Origin of the sequence: Ruthenibacterium lactatiformans, assembly GCF_000949455.1 — a bacterium.
In the GTDB taxonomy this organism is placed as follows: Bacteria; Bacillota; Clostridia; order Oscillospirales; family Ruminococcaceae; genus Ruthenibacterium; species Ruthenibacterium lactatiformans.
In genome coordinates, this window is sequence record NZ_JXXK01000022.1 from 46,097 (window position 1) to 64,242 (window position 18,146).

General features: G+C 60.2%; 15 protein-coding genes. 14 read left to right on the forward strand and 1 reads right to left on the reverse strand.

Features of this window, described 5'->3' with window-relative positions; all coding sequences use genetic code 11:
* Positions 1-55: 55 nt before the first annotated feature.
* Together spoIVB and spo0A are read left to right on the forward strand one after the other, a co-directional pair.
* The gene (gene spoIVB, locus TQ39_RS13810) at positions 56-1,276 is read left to right on the forward strand and encodes a SpoIVB peptidase (RefSeq protein ID WP_050005948.1); all 1,221 of its coding nucleotides are present in this window, start codon (positions 56-58) and stop codon (positions 1,274-1,276) included.
* Positions 1,277-1,509: 233 nt separating this feature from the next.
* Complete coding sequence (gene spo0A / locus TQ39_RS13820; protein ID WP_009323556.1) at positions 1,510-2,262, forward strand: sporulation transcription factor Spo0A; 753 nt, start codon at positions 1,510-1,512, stop codon at positions 2,260-2,262.
* A gap of 238 nt (positions 2,263-2,500) precedes the next feature.
* Here the strand turns inward: spo0A and TQ39_RS13825 are convergent, their stop codons facing one another.
* On the reverse strand, positions 2,501-2,830 hold the full coding sequence (locus tag TQ39_RS13825) for a helix-turn-helix domain-containing protein (protein ID WP_050005949.1): 330 nt from the start codon (positions 2,828-2,830) through the stop codon (positions 2,501-2,503).
* 110 nt (positions 2,831-2,940) lie between these two features.
* Between TQ39_RS13825 and TQ39_RS13830 the strand changes: the two genes are divergently transcribed.
* The 12 genes from TQ39_RS13830 to TQ39_RS13885 all read left to right on the forward strand — a co-directional run.
* Complete coding sequence (locus TQ39_RS13830) at positions 2,941-3,795, forward strand: hypothetical protein (RefSeq protein WP_156146327.1); 855 nt, start codon at positions 2,941-2,943, stop codon at positions 3,793-3,795.
* An 85-nt stretch (positions 3,796-3,880) separates the two neighbouring features.
* The gene (locus tag TQ39_RS13835) at positions 3,881-4,342 is read left to right on the forward strand and encodes a zinc-ribbon domain-containing protein (RefSeq protein WP_050005951.1); all 462 of its coding nucleotides are present in this window, start codon (positions 3,881-3,883) and stop codon (positions 4,340-4,342) included.
* Between the two features lie 228 nt (positions 4,343-4,570).
* Positions 4,571-5,830 (forward strand): tRNA nucleotidyltransferase/poly(A) polymerase-related protein, encoded by a 1,260-nt coding sequence (locus TQ39_RS13840; RefSeq protein ID WP_050005952.1) that lies wholly within the window; start codon positions 4,571-4,573, stop codon positions 5,828-5,830.
* Between the two features lie 105 nt (positions 5,831-5,935).
* On the forward strand, positions 5,936-6,316 hold the full coding sequence (locus TQ39_RS13845; RefSeq protein WP_050005953.1) for a hypothetical protein: 381 nt from the start codon (positions 5,936-5,938) through the stop codon (positions 6,314-6,316).
* A gap of 218 nt (positions 6,317-6,534) precedes the next feature.
* Complete coding sequence (gene ispF / locus TQ39_RS13850) at positions 6,535-7,671, forward strand: 2-C-methyl-D-erythritol 2,4-cyclodiphosphate synthase (RefSeq protein WP_050005954.1); 1,137 nt, start codon at positions 6,535-6,537, stop codon at positions 7,669-7,671.
* Positions 7,672-8,327: 656 nt separating this feature from the next.
* On the forward strand, positions 8,328-9,209 hold the full coding sequence (gene cdaA / locus TQ39_RS13855) for a diadenylate cyclase CdaA (protein ID WP_058724043.1): 882 nt from the start codon (positions 8,328-8,330) through the stop codon (positions 9,207-9,209).
* Positions 9,190-10,515 (forward strand): CdaR family protein, encoded by a 1,326-nt coding sequence (locus tag TQ39_RS13860; protein WP_050005956.1) that lies wholly within the window; start codon positions 9,190-9,192, stop codon positions 10,513-10,515. The genes cdaA and TQ39_RS13860 overlap by 20 nt, the downstream gene beginning before the upstream one ends.
* A 2-nt stretch (positions 10,516-10,517) precedes the next feature.
* Entirely contained in the window at positions 10,518-12,104 is a 1,587-nt protein-coding gene (locus tag TQ39_RS13865) for an NAD(P)/FAD-dependent oxidoreductase (RefSeq protein WP_050005957.1), read from the forward strand.
* A gap of 55 nt (positions 12,105-12,159) precedes the next feature.
* Positions 12,160-13,323: a 5-bromo-4-chloroindolyl phosphate hydrolysis family protein gene (locus tag TQ39_RS13870; protein WP_009323566.1), complete on the forward strand. Its 1,164-nt coding sequence runs from the start codon at positions 12,160-12,162 to the stop codon at positions 13,321-13,323.
* A 30-nt stretch (positions 13,324-13,353) separates the two neighbouring features.
* Positions 13,354-14,538 carry a 5-bromo-4-chloroindolyl phosphate hydrolysis family protein gene (locus TQ39_RS13875; RefSeq protein WP_009323567.1) on the forward strand — a complete coding sequence of 395 codons (1,185 nt, stop codon included), beginning with the start codon at positions 13,354-13,356 and terminating at the stop codon, positions 14,536-14,538.
* Positions 14,539-14,645: 107 nt separating this feature from the next.
* Positions 14,646-16,694 carry a single-stranded-DNA-specific exonuclease RecJ gene (recJ, locus tag TQ39_RS13880; protein WP_009323568.1) on the forward strand — a complete coding sequence of 683 codons (2,049 nt, stop codon included), beginning with the start codon at positions 14,646-14,648 and terminating at the stop codon, positions 16,692-16,694.
* The coding region (locus tag TQ39_RS13885) for a RelA/SpoT family protein (RefSeq protein WP_050005958.1) at positions 16,694-18,146 on the forward strand (1,453 nt) is incomplete at its 3' end. The genes recJ and TQ39_RS13885, both read left to right, overlap by 1 nt.

An 18,146-nucleotide genomic window follows, 5' to 3' on the forward strand; every position in this document is an offset into this window, starting at 1 on the left:
CATACAGTGGCGGGAGGGCGTTTGCCGGGCCGCGGGCGCAAGGGAGGGAACCACTTTGGAAAAATTTATCAAATGGAGCTGCTTTATCACGTCCGGATGCGTGGTGATCGTATTTATCTTCGCATTGTACATCGGCACGCTTCTGCCCGACACCTTTCTTGTGACGGCGGGCGGGGACATTGCCATTGCGGGCATGCCGTTCGTGCGCACGGCCGCGGCCGCATCCACAGGCGAGGTGGCGGGCCTTTCGGGGGGCTCGTCCTATAACGCGGATCTTACCATCGCGGGAATCGTGCCGGTAAAGACCGTGCGCGCGCAGGTGGTGGAGCGGCGTGTGGTACAGGTGTGCGGTACGCCCTTCGGCATCAAAATGTTCGCCAACGGCGCGATGGTAGTGGGCTTCAGCGATATTTACACGTCCACGGGGTATCAGAATCCGGCCAAAACGGCCGGCCTGCGCATGGGCGACGTTATTACCTCCATCGCGGGGAGGGACACCAAAACAAATGAGGATGTGGCGGCGGCGCTGCAGGGACTGGCGGGCGCGCCCGCCGAGGTGGTCTATGTGCGGGACGGCGTGGAGAAATCCGTGCTGCTTACCGCTGTGAAGGATTCCACCACCGACAGCTGGCGCACAGGCATGTGGGTGCGGGATTCCTCCGCAGGCATCGGCACGCTCACTTTTGTGGACAACACCACGGGCACTTTCGCGGGCCTGGGTCATTCCATCCACGATGTGGATACGGGCACCACGATCTCGCTGCTCAAGGGCGAGATCGTGCCGGTGGAGATCACGGGCGCGGTGGCGGGCAGCGCCGGCAGCCCCGGCGAGCTGAAAGGCCGTTTCCTTACCAGCGTGCCGACGGGGACCATCACCGTGAACGGCGAGACTGGCGTTTACGGCAGTGTGAAAAGCTATATGAAAGGCATCGAAGCGGAGGTCGCTCTGGCGCAGGAGGTCAATACCGGAGATGCGGAAATCATTACGACCATTGAAGGCCAGGAGCCGAAGCGTTATACCGCCGTCATTGAAAAAATCGCTCTTTCGTCTGACAATCCCAACCGCAACATGGTGGTGCGCGTGACAGACCCCCGCCTGCTCACCGCCACAGGCGGCATCGTGCAGGGCATGAGCGGCAGCCCCATCCTGCAGGACGGCCGGTTGGTGGGCGCGGTGACGCATGTGCTGGTAAACGACCCCACCCGGGGCTACGGCATTTTTGCGGAAAATATGGTGCAGTCTGCAGATGCGGCGGCCCAGCGCGAGGCGGCGTAAAAAAGCGCGAAAAAGCCCGGGATGTGCGGTGCTGCGCGTTTTTGGGCCGGAAACAGCGGCTTTTGCCAAACCACTGTATTTTGTGTCGAAACAGATTTTTCTTACCAAATATGGAAATTTTTTCATGGAAACTGTTGCATTATATGGGAATATATGGTAGAATTTAGGTCGTTGAGGAAATGAGCGGGAAACCCTCGAACCTGAGAGAAATAACCATATGGAGGAACGAAAAAATGGAACAAGTTAAACTGCTGATGACGGAATTATCCCCGGAGCTTACCAGGCTGTGCGCCGAGACGCTGGCGGCGCAGGACATCGCGGTGACAGTGTGTGAAAAGGACGGTGCGAAGGCGCTGGCGGCCCTTTCGGCGGAAAAGCCGGATGCCGTGCTGCTGGATGCGTTCATGCCTGGCCTGGACGCGCTGACGGTAAAACAGCGGTACGACGAAGCAGGCGGCGGAAAGACCGTGTTTTTCGTCACCGGCAGTTTCACGGACGATGCGCTGGAAAGCGAAATGATGAAAAAAGGCTTTTCGTTCTACTTCCAAAAACCCTTTGACCCCGAGGTGCTGGCGGCGCGTGCCCGCACGGCGGCGGGCCGCCATGCGGCTGCACAGCCTGTGGTGGACGACGAGTGCACCGTGACGGAGATCCTGCACCAGATCGGCGTGCCTGCGCACATCAAGGGCTACCAGTTCCTGCGGGACGCCATCCTGATGACAATGGAAAACCAGGATTATATCAACAGCGTTACAAAGCGCCTGTATCCGGAGATCGCAAAGCGCAACGGCACCACGGCCAGCCGTGTGGAGCGGGCCATCCGCCACGCCATTGAGGTGGCGTGGGACCGCGGCGATGTGGACACGCTGAACAGCTATTTCGGCTATACGATCCACAACCTGCGGGGCAAGCCGACGAATTCGGAATTCATCGCCATGATAGCGGACAAGATGCGGCTGGACAAAAAGAGCCACCGCACGGCGTGAAAACGGTTTGACACAGCCGTTTTTGAAGCACAGCGAGAAACGGCGGCAAATGCGGTTATACAAGATTTACGGTCGTGAGCCAACATTCAAAACGATAAACTGTTTTTGACAGAACCTATAAACTCCTTGATTTATTGGGTGTGGACCGCCCTGTAATGAGAGGAGTTTTTTGTTGCGTTGCAAAAGGGTGAGAATTTGAGGCGAAAAAAGGACGTGCCGCAGATGCGACACGTCTTTTTTATTCTCTCATTCTCTTTTTTACAGCGGCGGCAACATCGGCTATAAGATGCAATTCCTGCATTGTGCAACCGTCCAGACAGGCTGCAATTTGGTTTTTTAGCTCTTGGGTGGAATGGTTCAAGCTGTCGCACAAAAGGTCATTAGAGGTCACGTTAAGAGCGTTTGCTATTGCAACAAGCGTTTCGATACTGGTTTTTATTTTACCTCGTTCAATATGGGAAAGGTTGGTAGCAGTAATGTCGGCAAGCTCTGCCAATTTTTCCTGCGATAGCTTTTGCGATTTTCGCGTTTGGGCAATCCGCTCTCCAAGACGTTTATAATCGACCATTTCACACCTCCATTTTCCTTTATTTAATTGTAAATCCGATTTTGAAATGTTATAATCGAATAAGAATCCTAAAAGGATTCATGATTAATAATATTGTGGGAGGAATAATCATGGAGACAAACGAAAAAACAATTGTTCCACAACATGCAGGTACAAAGAGGAAATGGAGAATAGGGTGCGTGGTTATTATAACTGCTCTAGTTGTTTTGGGGGTGGTCGCAGGAGTGGTATTCACTCGACAGCAAGAGCAACATCGCCAGGAGATGTTGACCACTCTTTTGTCGAAAATCTTACAAGGAGAGTTTGCCGAAGCAGAAGAGATATATTGCTCATTAAACGAAAAAACGCGGCAATTTGTTCAAAGTGAAGTGGAACAAAGCTTAATGCGGGAGGGCTTTAATTGGTTTGTTGCTCAAAGCGATTTGATATCAGAAGTTAAGTCGACCACTCCATTTGATAAAGTACACGAACTGAAAAGTTTAGCGTCTGCTGTTGGTGTACAGCAGCTGACTCCTTTAATTGATAAGGCTCTGGAATTGGAAAAATTTGTACCCTCGGCATCATTCAGAGAAGTATTAGAAAATGATGATACTGTTGAATCATACAAACATTTTGAAGTGGCAGTGAAACTATATAACAACGGTTTGGCGGACACAGGCTATATAGCAGAGGCTTTGTATGCGTGTGCAGATAGCTGTATGCAGACAGTACAGAAAGTTGAAGAGATGGGATTAGAAGGATACCGTATGCAAGAACTGTATGATTTTTACAAGCAGTCAGCTGAGAGCTATATGATTTTTGCTCAAGGGTTCAAAGACAGTGATTCGGCATTGTTGGAACAGGGGAAAAGTGCTGTGAAAGAGTATCTGCAAGGACAAATATTATTGCTGGAGGACGCAAAAGACATGACGGAAAACATAAGAAATATACTCGAGGATATGCTTATAATGATTGAAGAATATTGATGTTTTCAGAGTTTAGGGTGTTTTGAGAGTTTTCTAACAAAATAGGTGGGAAAATTCAAACGATTGATTTCAAGGAGGAAAAGAAATGGCACTTATTAAATGTCCGGAATGCGGAAAAGAAATATCAGATGCAAGTACGGCGTGTATTCATTGTGGCTATCCGATAAGCAAGAATCCAGATGTGCAAAAGAAAGTGAAATCTAATATTGAAAACAAAGAAAAAGAAACGCCTAAATCGGAGGCTGAAGAGGAAAAAACTAAGGCGGGATGTATCTGGATAGGCTTTACGGCGATAATACTGCTTTTCTTTGCGATAGGAATTATGGGAGAGATTGATTCATCTTCTGCCTCTACAAAACCAAAAAGCTATACGCCAACATATGAATACAACATTCCAGACTATGAATACGATGTTCCGGATGATGGATTATCAGGCGGGGAATATTGGTGCATGGGGAAAGGGGACACTTGCCAGAACAAGACTTATAGTGCATATGATTTTTATTGTAGTTCTTGCGACCCGGATGGAGATAACATTGAGGGATAGCGGTAAAAGTCAAAAACTTGACACAAATCGACCCTTTGACTTTTGGCCGCACTTGTGAAAAATTTTTAGCAAAGGGAAAATAGCTTTAAAATATAAGGCTTCACTTTAACCCAAAGCGGGGAGAGGTGAAGCTTTTTTACATGGATATTCTTTTATGCGTCCTTTTTTCTATGCGTATTTTATGCTATACTATTACCGCAGAAATCGGCACGGAAAGGAGGCGCGCGCGTGGAAGTGGATATTTTGCTGCCCGCACCGGTGCGCAGCATTTTAAGCACGCTGCAGCAGCAGGGGCATTCCGCCTTTGCGGTGGGCGGCTGCGTGCGGGACAGCCTGATGGGGCGCGCGCCCCACGACTGGGACGTGTGCACCTCCGCCCGCCCCGGGGAGATCAAAGCGGCGTTTCCCGGGAAATGTCTTTCGGCGCCGGGCATACGCCACGGCACCGTAACAGTGCTGCTGGAGCACACGCCCTATGAGGTAACGACTTTCCGCACCGACGGCGCGTACTCCGACCACCGCCGTCCGGACAGCGTGCGGTTCGTGCGCAGCGTCACCGACGACCTGGCCCGGCGTGATTTTACCGTCAACGCCATGGCCTATTCGCCCGCAGCCGGGCTGATCGATCCCTTCGGCGGCGCGGCAGACCTTGCGGCAAAACGCCTGCGCTGCGTGGGAGAACCGGCGCGCCGCTTCTCCGAGGACGTGCTGCGCGTGCTGCGCATGGCGCGCTTTGCGGCCACCATGGGCTTTTCTGTGGAGCCGCAGACGGCCGCTGCCGCACTGGCGAAATGCGGCGCACTGACGGAGGTCGCCATAGAACGCAGCAGGGCGGAATTTTGCAAAATGCTCTGCGGCCGTCATGTGGCGCGTGTGCTGCGCAATTACCGCGCGCTGTTCGAGCCGCTGCTGCCCTGTCTGTCTCATGTGTCGGACGCGGCGTGGGAAAATGCGGTAAGCGCTATTCAGGCCGCGCCGGACGATCTGACGGTGCGTATGGGCCTGCTGTTCTGTGCCGTGGAACCGGAGCAGGCCGCAATATTGTGCCCGGACGCAAAAACAGCGGAAATTGCGGCGCAGCTTGCGCTGTACGCCGACGCGCCGCTGCAGGCGCTGCCTCCCGTCATTCGGCGGTGGCTGCACACGCTGGGTCCGGAAGTGCTGCGGGGCCTGACGCTGCTGCAGGCGGCCCGGGCCGTAGCCCACGGCGACGGCGTGCGGCAGGATGACCTGCGGGATTTTGCCGCGGCGCTCGGCCGGACGCTGGCTACGGGCGCGTGCTACGACCGATCGATGCTGGCCGTGAACGGCGCAGACGCGCTGGCGGCGGGCATTCGCGAGGGCGTGGCTGTGGGCGCCGCGCTGGAGGAGCTTTTGGAAAAGGTCATCGAGGGGACGCTGCCAAACAGCCGCGGCGTGCTGTTGGAGCAGCTTGCATCCATGGGCGGCACGGGCGCGGACAGCTGTGAGCAGGAGTCTCTGTTCTGACGCGAGCCTTTGCTTTTGAAAAATGCAGCGAAGACGTTTTGGCATGTTCGGCGTTATATCCATGTGGAATAAAGAGCAGAAGAAACGGGGAAAGGCGGCGGCGCGATGGACCGCAGACGGGTGTTCCGAAATGCGTTTTTGTGGAACGCGCTTGTATCGGCGCTGATGGCAGGGGCGGCATTATACGCGCGCTCCGGCGCGCGGGGCTGGCTTGCGGCCGGCTGGTGTATTGGTGTGGCGGCTTCGGCCGCGGCGCTGGCCTGCTTTTGCAAAGCATGGGCCGCCGCGCCAGACGGCACAGCGGTAACGGGCTGGTATCTTCTGCGGGTGGCGGCGATGTTGGCCGCTGTTGCGGGGACAGCGGCATTTTCCATGGAAGGCGCGCTGGGGGCCATTCTGCCGCAGCTTGCACAGGGGCCGCTCCTTGCGGCGGCGATGCTGTGGGAGGAACGGCGCGAGCACAAAAAAGATGAAAGACCGCATTGACCGCCGCGAAGCAAGGCCGGATGAAGCTGCTTGAGAAGGCGGCTTTTGAAGCGGCAAAACATGCGTGAGGTTCAGGCGGCGCAGAGAGTCGAGACCGCCGCCCAGGCACCGGCCTTTGCGGCGTCCGGAATGGGCGTTGGGTATAGGCGGCGGCACAGAGATTCAGGGCGGCCGTCAAAACAGCAGCCTTCCCATTATTAAAAAAGGAGATGAGCGCGATGGTGCATGGGCATACAGTGGCGGCGGTTATCGTGGCGGCGGGTGCGTCCCGCCGGATGGGATTCGACAAGCTGGCCTATCCGCTGGACGGCGGCACAGTTTTGGAAAAGAGCGTCCGCGCGTTCGATACGCACCCGGCCATAGACGAGATCCTATTGGTGGCGGGAGAAAACGCTCCGCAGGCAGCGCTGCTGGCCGCGGCCTGTGCCAAGCCCGCAAAGACCGTAGCTGGAGGTGCCACGCGCGTGCAGAGCGTGCGTGCGGGCCTGGATGCGGTGAATGCGGAATATGTGGCCATCCACGACGCGGCGCGCCCGTTCGTCACGCCTCAGGTGATATGGGATGCGCTGGAGGCCGCGTATGAAACAGGGGCAGCTGCGCCGGCCGTCCCGGTGAAGGACACCGTAAAGGTGGCGGCGGACGGCCTCGTGGTGGAAACGCCCGCGCGGGAAAAGCTGTACGCCGTGCAGACGCCGCAGTGTTTTCGCACCGCGCTGTACCGGCAAGTGCTGGCGCAGGTGTGCTGTGACGCAGTGACGGACGACTGTTCGGCCTTTGAACTGGCGGGCCTGCCTGTGCGGCTGACACAGGGCGATTACGCAAACTACAAGATCACTACGCGGGAGGATCTGCCCGCGCCGGAAAAAAACGGAGGGAACGGCATGCGCATCGGGCATGGATATGACGTACACAGGCTGGTGGAAGGCCGCGCGCTGGTTTTAGGCGGTGTGACGGTGCCGTATGAAAAGGGGCTGCTTGGCCATTCGGACGCGGATGTGCTGACGCATGCGGTGATGGACGCGCTGCTGGGCGCGGCCGCGCTGGGTGATATCGGAAAGCTGTTCCCCGACACCGACCCCGCTTACAAGGGCGCGGACAGCATTGCGCTGCTGCAGGAGGTTGGCCGTGTGCTGGCGCGCGCGGGCTGGGCGGCAGGCAACATCGACGCTACGCTTTTGTGCCAGGCGCCAAAGCTGGCGCCGCATATCCCCGCAATGCGGGAAAATCTGGCGGCGGCGCTGGGCATTTCCGCAGAGGATGTTTCCGTCAAGGCTACCACGGAGGAAAAGCTGGGCTTCACAGGCAGCGGCGAGGGCATTGCCGCACACAGCGTGTGCCTGCTGCGCCGGATATGAGGGCGCATGCGGGACGAAGCGTAAAAATATGCGCGCGCCGTGCTTTTCTGCGGTAAAACTCTTTTGCGGCGGCCATATTTATGGTATAATATGTCCGTTTAGCGAATGCGAGCCGCAGGCGAAGTATGAACTTAGCGGTGTAGATACCATGTTTCTTAGTGAACACGAGCGGTGCGCGAAGTGTGAGCTTGGAAATATGGTATAGCCATAACCTCAAAGCCGCCGTTTGCGCGGCTGCGCGTGTGCGTTGCACGCGCCCCTGTGCCGGTGCGCAGGGCTTTGAGAACATTGAACCATGCAAAACCGCAGCAGGTGCGGTTTTGTTGAGGCCGCTTTGCAGCGTCATGGTATAATATGTCCGGTTGGTGAATGCGAGCCGCAGGCGAAGCATGAGCCTAGCGGCATAGATACCATGTTTCTTAGTGAACACGAGCGGTACGCGAAGTGCGAGCTTAGAAATATGGTATAATATATCCGTTTGGCAGATGCAGACCGAAAGCGGAGCGGAAGCCTGGAAACAGGGTATACGGATCAATGGCTTGTTTGGGTTTCTCCGCAGCGTGCAGATGGCGGGCCGCGCAGCCGCGCGCGGCAGAGGAGCGCGGCGAATTTTTAATTTCCCCGGCATGCCGGGGCGGCGGAACGGAGGCCGGAAGGTGACGGAGCAGTTACAGTCCATCTGGTATAATTTCATATTGAACGTCAAGGGGAATTTTAACCCCATCGTGGATCTTTTGGACATCCTCGTGGTGACGTTTTTAATTTACGAGGCCATCTCGCTGGTGCGCCAGACGCGCACCGCGCAGCTTGCAAAGGGCATCATTGCCGTGCTGCTGGCGTATGCCGTGGCAAATCTGCTGGGCATGCGCACACTGGCGTGGCTCATCAACAGTATCATGAGCTTCGGCATCATTGCGTTGGTGGTGGTGTTCCAGCCGGAACTGCGCCGCGCGCTGGAACAGGTGGGACGCACAAGCCTGTTCGGCATGCAGCTGTTCAAAGGCAAGGCGGACCCGGGGGATCTGCGCGCCAAATGGCAGAGCGCCATCGTGGCGGTGTGCGATTCCGCCGAGCAGCTGGCCGATTCCCGCACGGGCGCGCTGGTGGTGCTGGAGCGCCGCACCAATCTTTCCGAGATCATCAAAACAGGCACCGTGCTCAACGCCGATATTACGCCGGAGATGCTGGGCACGATATTCTATGAAGGCACGCCGCTGCACGACGGCGCCGTTGTTGTGCGCGACGGCCGTATCGAGGCCGCGGGCTGCTTTTTGCCGCTTTCAAACAACCTGGAGATCGGCAAGGACATGGGTACGCGCCACCGCGCGGCCCTTGGCATGAGCGAGAATTCCGACGCGGTTGTCGTGGTTGTGAGCGAGGAGACCGGCATCATCTCGCTGGCCAAAAACGGCGTGCTCATCCGCCGGCTGGACAGGCAGAATCTGTTCAACCTGCTGGAGGGTGACATGGTCCCGCCGGCCGTCGAAGAGAAAAAACGCCCGTTCTGGAGGAGAAAGCATGAAAAACAACACGAATAACGCTCCCTCGAACGCGTCCTCCCAGGCAAAACCCATGGGCCGGTTTGAAAAACTGTTTTCCAACCGGTGGTTTGCAATGGCGGTTTCCGCAATGCTGGCCGTGCTGCTTTGGCTTGTTGTCATAGCGCAGGAGCCGACGCAGACACGCACCATTACTGTGTCCGGTGTTTCCTATGATTACAATTCAGCTTTGTATACCGGTGCGTCTTTGGACATTGTGAAACGCGAGGATACTAAGGTCAGCGTGGTGATTTCGGGTGACAGCAGCGCGATCAATGAGGTAGACCCCGCCGACATCGTCGTGTATCCCGATTATACCGAGGTTTCCCGTTCAGGCATGCCCGGCGAATACACGCTGCGGCTGCAGGCGCGCCGCGCGGATACGTCTTTGACAAAATTTGATATCGACTCCATCTCGCCCGCATATGTGGACGTGACGTTTGCGCAGATCGGCACGCAGAAATTCACCGTGGAAGTGGAAGCCAGCGTGGACCCGGCCGAGGGGTATTATCTGGGCGAAAAGCAGGCCTCCCCCGCCGAGGTGACGCTGCGCGGGCCTGTGGACGAACTGGCGCGCGTGGCGCGGGTGGTGGCCCGCGTGGAGAGCGATGAAAAGCGCGACCGCACGATGCTGGACAGTGCGGCGCTGGAATTTCTGGACGCGGACGGCCATGCCATCACAGACAGCAGCATCACGGTGCTGGAGGGTGAACAGGTGGAGGTGACGATCCCTGTACTGAAGCTGAAGGAGGTGCCGCTGAAGTTTGAGTTCAGCAATGTGCCGGCAGGATACGACCCCGCCGAGCTGAACGCCAGCATCTCCCCGGCGACCATCCGCATCGCCGGTGCGGCGGATACGGTGGACGGTATCGAAAGCGTGAACGCGGGCTTCATCAACCTGGCGCGGGTCCAGTTGGGCAAGGCCGAGACACTGAAGATCCAGCTGAGCGAAGGACTTGTGAATGTGGATGACGTGCAGGAGGCCACAGTTACTTTTGATACCAGCGGCTACGGCGAGCCGCGCGCCATCACGGTGAGCGATATCCGCGTGGTGAACGCGCCCTCCGGTGTGGATGTGAAGGTCATCACCGAAAGCATCAACAATGTAACGCTGGTGGGCGAGGCCGAGGAGCTGGCGGCCATCTCGCCATCGGACGTCATCGCACAGGTGGACGCCTCGGCGCAGAATATTACGGTAAAGGGAAGCGGACAGCAGCAATTCAGCGCGCAGATCATCGTTACGGGCACAAAGACGGTGTTCGCCACGGGGGCGTACTCCGTGCTGTGCGACATCACGGTGAAGTGACGATGCTGCTGGTGAGAGATATCCGCCTGCCGCTTGCGGCGGGCGAACAGGAGGCTGTGGCGGCGGCCCTGAAAAAAACAGGGCTGCCGCGTCACGGCATAAAAAATACGGGCATTGCGAAGCTTTCGGTGGACGCACGGCATGGAAGGCCCAGCCTTGTGTACACCGTTGCCCTGGAACTTGCCGACGAGGGTGCGGAGCGTTCGTTCGAACGCTTTGCGCCCTATGTTTCAATAGCGGCGCCCGCCGCATTTACTGTGCATAACGGCACACGGCCGCTGGCGCATTCGCCGGTGGTGTGCGGCTTTGGCCCGGCGGGACTGTTTGCGGCGCTTCTGTTGGCGCGGCAGGGGTTCCGGCCCATCGTGCTGGAGCGGGGGCCGGCCATGGAGCAGCGCGCACAGGCGGTGGAGCGCTTCAACGCGGCGGGCCTGCTGGACGAAAACGCCAATATCCAGTTCGGCGAAGGCGGCGCGGGTACGTTTTCAGACGGCAAGCTCACCACACGCATCAACGACCCGCTGTGTGCTTTTGTCACCCGGACGCTGCTGGCGCATGGCGCGCCCCGGGATATTGCCTACAAGCAGAAGCCGCACATCGGCACCGATGCGCTGCGGGATGTTATTGTGTCTATCCGGCGGGAGGTCGAGGCGCTGGGCGGGAAGGTGCTTTTCAACACGCCGCTCACCGGCCTGCGCGTGCGGGACGGGCGGCTTGCGGCGGTGTGCACGCCGCAGGGCGAGCTGCCCTGCGGTGCGCTGCTGCTCGCGCCGGGGCACTCGGCCCGGGATACATTTGAAATGCTGGACGGCGCGGGTTTTACTCTGCAGGCAAAGCCTTTTTCGGTGGGCTTTCGGGCCGAGCACCTGCAGCGCCGCATTGAAGAAAGCCTTTACCACGATGCGGCGGGCCATCCGGCTTTGCCGAGGGGTGAGTACCAGCTTTCCCAGCATGTGGGCGGACGGTGCGTTTACACCTTCTGTATGTGTCCGGGCGGCAGCGTGGTGGCGGCCGCCAGCGAAACGGGCCGCGCAGTGACCAACGGCATGAGCCTTCACGCGCGGGATGGAGAAAACGCCAACGCCGCCGTGGTGGTGAGTGTGAACGAAGCGGATTTCGGCGGCGATGCCCGGCGTGCCATTGCGTTTCAGCGGGAGCTGGAGACAAAGGCATACGCAGCGGGCGGCGGCGGCTACGCGGCGCCCGCCGAAAATGTGCGCAGCTTTTTGGAAGGCGCAGGCACGCTGCACACCGGCGTGGTGAAGCCCACCTACCCGCGCGGCGTGACAGCCTGTGATCTGGGCAGCCTGCTTCCCGGTGAGCTTACGGGCGCTCTGCGCGCAGGGCTTTCGGCCTTTGAGCGGAAGCTGCGCGGCTATACCGCGCCGGAGGCGGTGCTCACCGGGCTGGAGACGCGCACGTCCAGCCCCGTGCGCCTGCCGCGGGATGAAAACGGCGAGAGCACCGATGTGCGGGGCGTTTGGCCCTGCGGCGAGGGGCCAGGCTACGCGGGCGGTATCATGTCCGCGGCAGTGGATGGCCTGCGGGCCGCCGCACGCGTGGCGCAGAATTTTTCTCCCGCACCTTGAGCGGGAGGCTGGAACCCGACGGAAAAATCGAATATCCACCATATCGGAGGAACCTATGAACGACCCGTACAACGGAAATGGACGCAAAAGCCCGGAGGACGACCTGGGCAGAAGCATTGAAAAAGAAGTGAAGGAAACCATCGGAACCGTGGCGGCCGCGCTGCAGGACGCCGCGCGAGAAGTGAGTACCTCGCTGCGGGACAACGAAAGCGTGCAGCGTACCGTGAAAGACCTGGGCGCTGCGGCCAGGGACGGCGTGCAGGGCATCCAGAGCGCCATCGCCCAGGCACAGAAAAATGCTGAGAAGGAAAAGCGGCGCCGCAAACGGCGGGATTATGCAAAAAAGGCAAACGGCGCGCTCAGCGAGGCGGGCGGCCTGATGCTGCCTGCGGGCATTTTGGCGGCGTGCGCGTTTTCTGCTTTTGAACCGGGGGACCCGGCCGGAGCGTTGATCCTGGGGTTCATTTCGCTGTGGTTTTTCGCAGGCGCATTTGGCGCATTTCTCAAATCGCGCACGCTGCGGCGTATCGCCACATACCAAAGCGTGCTGGGCGAGCGTTCCTACTGCACACTGCAGGAGCTTTCGGAGCTTACAGGCAAAAGCCAGGGAGCCGTCCGCAAAGATCTGTTCCGACTGATCAGCTCGGGAAAATATGAGGATGTTTACCTTGCGCCGGACGGCACGCGCCTGTTTTCGGGCGAGACGGCGTACCGGCTGTATCTGGCCCAGCGGCAGGCGCAGCAGGAAGCCGGGGCCCGGCGGCAGGCGCAGCCCGCACGGCCGGAGCCGGCGGGCGTTCTGGCTGAGTGCCGCGCATTTTTGAGCGATCTGCGTGAACAGCAGCGCCTTATCAGCGACGCGCCCGTACTGGAGCAGGTGCAGCGCATCGAGGAGCAGACAGTGCAGATCATCGCCTGGCTGGAAAAGCACCCCGGCGGCGAGAGCCAGATCCGCAGGTTTGTCAGCTACTACATGCCCACCACGCTCAAACTGCTGCGCACTTACAACGAGGTGGACCCGCAGGCCGACAGCAGTGCTGTTGCCGCGGAAATACAGACGGATATCTGCGGTATCCTGTACACCATCAACACCGCGTTCCAGAGCCTGCAGGACAACCTGCTGAAGGATACTGCGATGGACGTTTCCGCCGAGATCTCGGCGCTGGAAACAGTGCTGGCCCAGGAGGGCCTGACCAAAGACGAGCTGCTCGGCCGGTAGGGCGGGCGGGGAAGAAGGGAGCGCTGGAGTTTGGGCGCGTTCGTTTTTATCATCATTCTGTTGTTGGTCATCGTGCCGCGCATGCGCCAGGAAAGTGTGCGCCGCACGCCGTATGGAAAAGAGCATCGCGGCACACAGTATGGATACAGGGCCGCCGGAAAGGGCGGCGCACAGGTGCAGCCCGCGCAGTACAGCTATCCCGCCGGGGCACAGGCGCAGGGCGCCGCAGGCACGGGCGGTGCGCCGAATCCGGACGCTCCGGGCCGCCAAAGCAACGATACGCTGCGGGGCAAGCAGCTGTTGGGCATGTGCGCGGGCATTGCGGGCGGCGCTTGGGCCGCGCTGATGGGCGTGGCGGCGCTGGGCGGTGTCAGCGAGGTGATCTGGTGCATCAGCAACGGTTTTTCCTTTGGAGATGAGCTGATGCTGGTTGTGATACCCGCGCTTTTGGCCGCGGGAGGCTGGAAGGCCGCACAGGCCGGCTTTGCCCTGATGAACCGAATTAAGCGGTTCCGGCTGTATGATGCGATCATCGGCGAGCGCCGCGTGTGCCCGGTATCCGATATTGCGCGTGCCAGCGGCCGCAAGCCCGAGGAAGTGGAACGCGACCTGCTCGACATGGTGCGGCGCGGCTATTTTCCGCTGGGCTTTGTGGACGCCGAGACCGCCTGCTTTTATGCCGACAATGCCGCCTGGCGCGCACAGAACCCCGAGCGTGCCCGCCAGCAGGACGCTCCGCTGGGCAAAGAGCAGCCCCGGCCCGCGCCCGCCGCGCAGGAGCCTGTCCCGGAGGATGAGCCCGGCGGCGGATATTTGCGGGAGCTGGAGCGCCAGCTTGCACGCATTGAAAACGCCGACATCCGCGCCAAGGCGGCGCGGCTGCGCGAGCACACCGAGGATATCTTTGCCTGGGTGAAGCTGCACCCAGAGTGCGCCGACGACGCGCGGCGCTTTTGCAGCTATTATCTGCCCACAGCCGTCAAGCTGCTGAATACCTACAATGAGGTGGCGCCGCATGCCGATGAAAGCAGCGTGGCGGCGGGCATCCAGAGCGAGGTGTCCCAGGTGCTGGACACTATGTCCACCGCCTTCCGGGGCCTGATGGACAATCTTTTGCAGAACACCGCCGTGGATATGCAGGCCGAGATCTCGGCGCTGGAGACGGTGCTGGCCCAGGAGGGGCTGGCGCAAAACGGCTTTACGATGCAGAAATGAGACGCGCCGTTTGTCCGGCGGCCGCGGCTGTGTAATTTTCAGAACCGCCTGTCCGGGGAAGGCCCCGGAAAAAAACCGTGATTTTTTGTGAGAAGGAGACCCATTCCATGTTTTACCGTCCCTGGCAGACCGTCCGCCCCGACCCAGCCCGCTCCGCCGCGCTCAGCGCGGCGCTGGGCATGCCGCGCCTTGTGTGCGACGTGATGTGCGCCCGTGGGCTGGACACACCCGAAGCGGCGCGCGCCGTGTGCGGCGGCGGGGACGCTTTGTCTGACCCGATGCTCCTTTCCGGCATGGAGGCGGCCGTGGCACGCATCCACCGCGCCATCGACGACGGCGAGCGCATCGCCGTATTCGGGGATTACGATGTGGACGGCGTGACAGCCACCGCGCTGCTGTATACCTATCTGGATTCCGCCGGTGCGGACGTTTATTACAAGCTGCCCAGCCGGGATGACGACGGCTACGGCCTTTCCGAGACGGCGGTGGACCTGATGGCCGCCAAGGGCGTGAGCCTGATTGTCACCGTAGACAATGGCGTTTCGGCAAATGCGGCCATTGCCCACGCCAAAGAGCAGGGCGTGGACGTGGTGGTGACGGACCATCATCTGCCGCCGCAGACGCTGCCGGAGGCTGCGGCCATCGTGAATCCCCAGCTCCCCGGCGACGAAAGCCCGTGCAAGACGCTCTCGGGCGCGGGCGTGGCCTTCAAGCTGGCTGCGGCCCTGGACGGCTGCACGCCGGACGAGATGCTGCCTTTTTACGGGGACCTCGCTGCCATTGGGACGATTGCGGACATTATGCTGCTTGAGGGTGAGAACCGGCGCATCGTCAAGGCGGGGCTGGCACTTTTGCAGCAGACGGAGCGTCCGGGCATCGCGGCGCTCATCGAGGCCTGCGGCCTTGGGGGCAAGGAGCTGACGGCGGAAAATGTCTCTTTTGGGCTGGCGCCGCGCCTGAACGCGGCGGGCCGTATGGACAGCGCCGCCGCCGCGCTGGAACTGCTGCTGTGTGAGGACCCGGAGGAGGCCGAAGCGATTGTGGCCGGGCTGGAAGCACAGAATGCGGCCCGGCAGAAGGCCGAGCAGGATATTTTGCAGGGCGTGCTGGACAGCGTTGCCGCGGATGAGACCTATGGCGCGGACCGTATCCTTGTCGTGTGGGGCCGAGGCTATCACCAGGGCGTTATCGGCATCGTGGCCTCCCGCGTGGTGGAGCGCTTCGGCAAGCCGGCCATCATCGTATCCGTTGACGAGAACGGCGAGGGCAAGGGGTCCGGCCGCAGCATCGCGGGCGTTTCGCTGTACAATGCCATCGCCGCCTGCGGGGACCTGCTCATCCGGTTCGGCGGACACGCGCTGGCCGCCGGGCTGTCTGTGCGGGAGGAAAACCTGCCCGCGTTCCGCAAGGCGGTCAACGCGTGGGCCGCGCAGGAGCACCCGGTGCTCAAGCGCCCGGCGCTGCGGCTGGACGCGCCGCTGGCGCTGTCCGGCCTGAAAGAAGAGGACGTGGCCGCGCTGTCGGTGCTCGCGCCGTTTGGCCACGGCAACCCCACGCCGGTATTTTTTGTGGAAAACGCTGTGATCGACGCAGTATATCCCCTCAGCGAGGGCAAGCACACGCGCCTGCGCCTGAAGCAGGGCGGCGGAGTGCTGTATGCGGCGGTGTTCGGCCAGGGGCCGGGCGCGCTGGGTTACAATGTGGGTGACGCGGTGGACGCGGCGGTGTGCCTTTCGGTGTTCGAGGGCAAGAACGGGCCGATGATCTCCGCGCGCATCAAGGAGCTGCGCCCGGCCGGGCTGGACGAGGCATACCTGGAGGGCACGGAGCTGTATGAGGCGCTGATGTGCGGCGCGCCGCTGACAGAGAGCCAGCGGCGGGCGCTGCTGCCCGCCCGTGCGGACACCGTGGCGCTGTACCGCGCCGTGGGCGCTGCCCGCGACGGCGTGCCGGCGGGCGACCTGCGCCCGCTGTTTGCCAAGCTGGGCGCGCGGGGCGCAGGTAAGGCGCTTGTCTCGCTGGAGGCGCTGCGCGAGCTGAGTCTGTTGGAGCAGCGCGAAACGCCTCAGGGCGCACGGTGGTGCCTGGTGCCCGCGGCGGGCAAAAAGGACCTGGCATCCGCGCCGATTTTACGCAGACTGGAGGCAGCGCAGTGATGGAAGAAAAAGCGAAAAATGCCGTAAAGACTTTTGAAGACCTGGCGCAGGCCGTGGCGGATTCCGGCCGCCCATACGACGCCGGGCGCATCGAAAAGGCTTACGAGATGGCTGCGGCGGCCCATGCGGGGCAGACGCGCCTTTCCGGCGAAAGCTATGTCAGCCACCCCGTTGCCGTGGCGTGCCTTGTGGTGGACCTGGGCTTGGATACGGACTCCGTGGTGGCCGCGCTGCTGCATGACTCCGTGGAGGACACCGAGACCACGGCGGAGGACGTGAAGGCTGCTTTTGGGCCGGACGTAGCGCTGCTCGTGGACGGCGTCACCAAGCTGGGACGCATCAAGTTTTCCTCAGTGGAGGAGCAGCAGGCTGAAAACCTGCGCAAAATGCTGCTTGCCATGAGCAAGGATGTGCGCGTGATGCTCATCAAGCTGTGCGACCGGCTGCACAACATGCGCACCGGCGACGGCTGGCCCGAACAGAAACGCCGTGACAAGGCGCTGGAAACCATGGAGGTGTATGCTCCCATTGCCCACCGTCTGGGTATGAGCAATGTAAAGGAGGAGCTGGAGGACCGCAGCCTGCAGTATCTGGACCCTGTGGGCTATGAGGAGATCACCTCTTTCCTGGCCCAAAACGGCGGCGCGGATTCGTTCATCAGCGGCATTGCGGACCGCATCAAGGAGCGCCTGGCCGAGAACGGAATGGACAAATGCACCATCAAAAAGCGCATCAAGAGCGTATACGGCATCTACCGCAAGATGTATATGCAGAACCGCACGTTTGAGGAAATTTACGATGTGTACGCGGTGCGCATCATTCTGGACACAGTGGGCGAATGCTACAATGCGCTGGGCGTCATCCACGACATGTACCATCCCATCCCCAGCCGCTTCAAGGACTATATCTCCACACCCAAGCCCAATATGTACCAGTCGCTGCACACGACGGTCATCGGACATGAGGGAATTCCCTTTGAGGTGCAGATCCGTACCTGGGAGATGGACCAGACCGCCGAATACGGCGTGGCGGCCCACTGGAAATACAAGGCGGGCGTGAGCACGAAAGATAAGCTGGACGACCGTATCGCCTGGGTGCGCCAGCTTCTGGAAAGCCAGCGGGAGAGCGAGGATGCCGGCGACCTGCTGCGGGACATCAAAAGCGAGCTGCTGCCCGAGGAGGTGTTCGCTTTTACGCCGAAAGGCGACGTCATCAATCTGCCCGCGGGAGCGACCGTCATCGACTTCGCCTACGCCATCCACTCAGCCGTGGGCAACCGCATGGTGGGCGCGAAGGTGAACAGCCGAATTGTGCCCATAGACCACAAGGTGGTGACGGGCGAGATCATCGAGATCATAACCGGCCCCAAGGATAAGGGGCCCAGCCGCGACTGGCTGAACCTGGTTGCCACCAGCGAGGCCAAGAACAAGATCCGCAACTGGTTCAAAAAGG

Bases quoted from the DNA above. Each gene is read 5' to 3' on its own strand.
- spo0A (WP_009323556.1), top strand. From the start codon at position 1,510: ATGGAACAAGTTAAACTGCTGATGACGGAATTATCCCCGGAGCTTACC.
- TQ39_RS13825 (WP_050005949.1), bottom strand. From the start codon at position 2,830: ATGGTCGATTATAAACGTCTTGGAGAGCGGATTGCCCAAACGCGAAAA.
- TQ39_RS13830 (WP_156146327.1), top strand. From the start codon at position 2,941: ATGGAGACAAACGAAAAAACAATTGTTCCACAACATGCAGGTACAAAG.
- TQ39_RS13835 (WP_050005951.1), top strand. From the start codon at position 3,881: ATGGCACTTATTAAATGTCCGGAATGCGGAAAAGAAATATCAGATGCA.
- TQ39_RS13845 (WP_050005953.1), top strand. From the start codon at position 5,936: ATGGACCGCAGACGGGTGTTCCGAAATGCGTTTTTGTGGAACGCGCTT.
- ispF (WP_050005954.1), top strand. From the start codon at position 6,535: ATGGTGCATGGGCATACAGTGGCGGCGGTTATCGTGGCGGCGGGTGCG.
- TQ39_RS13860 (WP_050005956.1), top strand. From the start codon at position 9,190: ATGAAAAACAACACGAATAACGCTCCCTCGAACGCGTCCTCCCAGGCA.
- TQ39_RS13865 (WP_050005957.1), top strand. From the start codon at position 10,518: ATGCTGCTGGTGAGAGATATCCGCCTGCCGCTTGCGGCGGGCGAACAG.
- TQ39_RS13870 (WP_009323566.1), top strand. From the start codon at position 12,160: ATGAACGACCCGTACAACGGAAATGGACGCAAAAGCCCGGAGGACGAC.
- recJ (WP_009323568.1), top strand. From the start codon at position 14,646: ATGTTTTACCGTCCCTGGCAGACCGTCCGCCCCGACCCAGCCCGCTCC.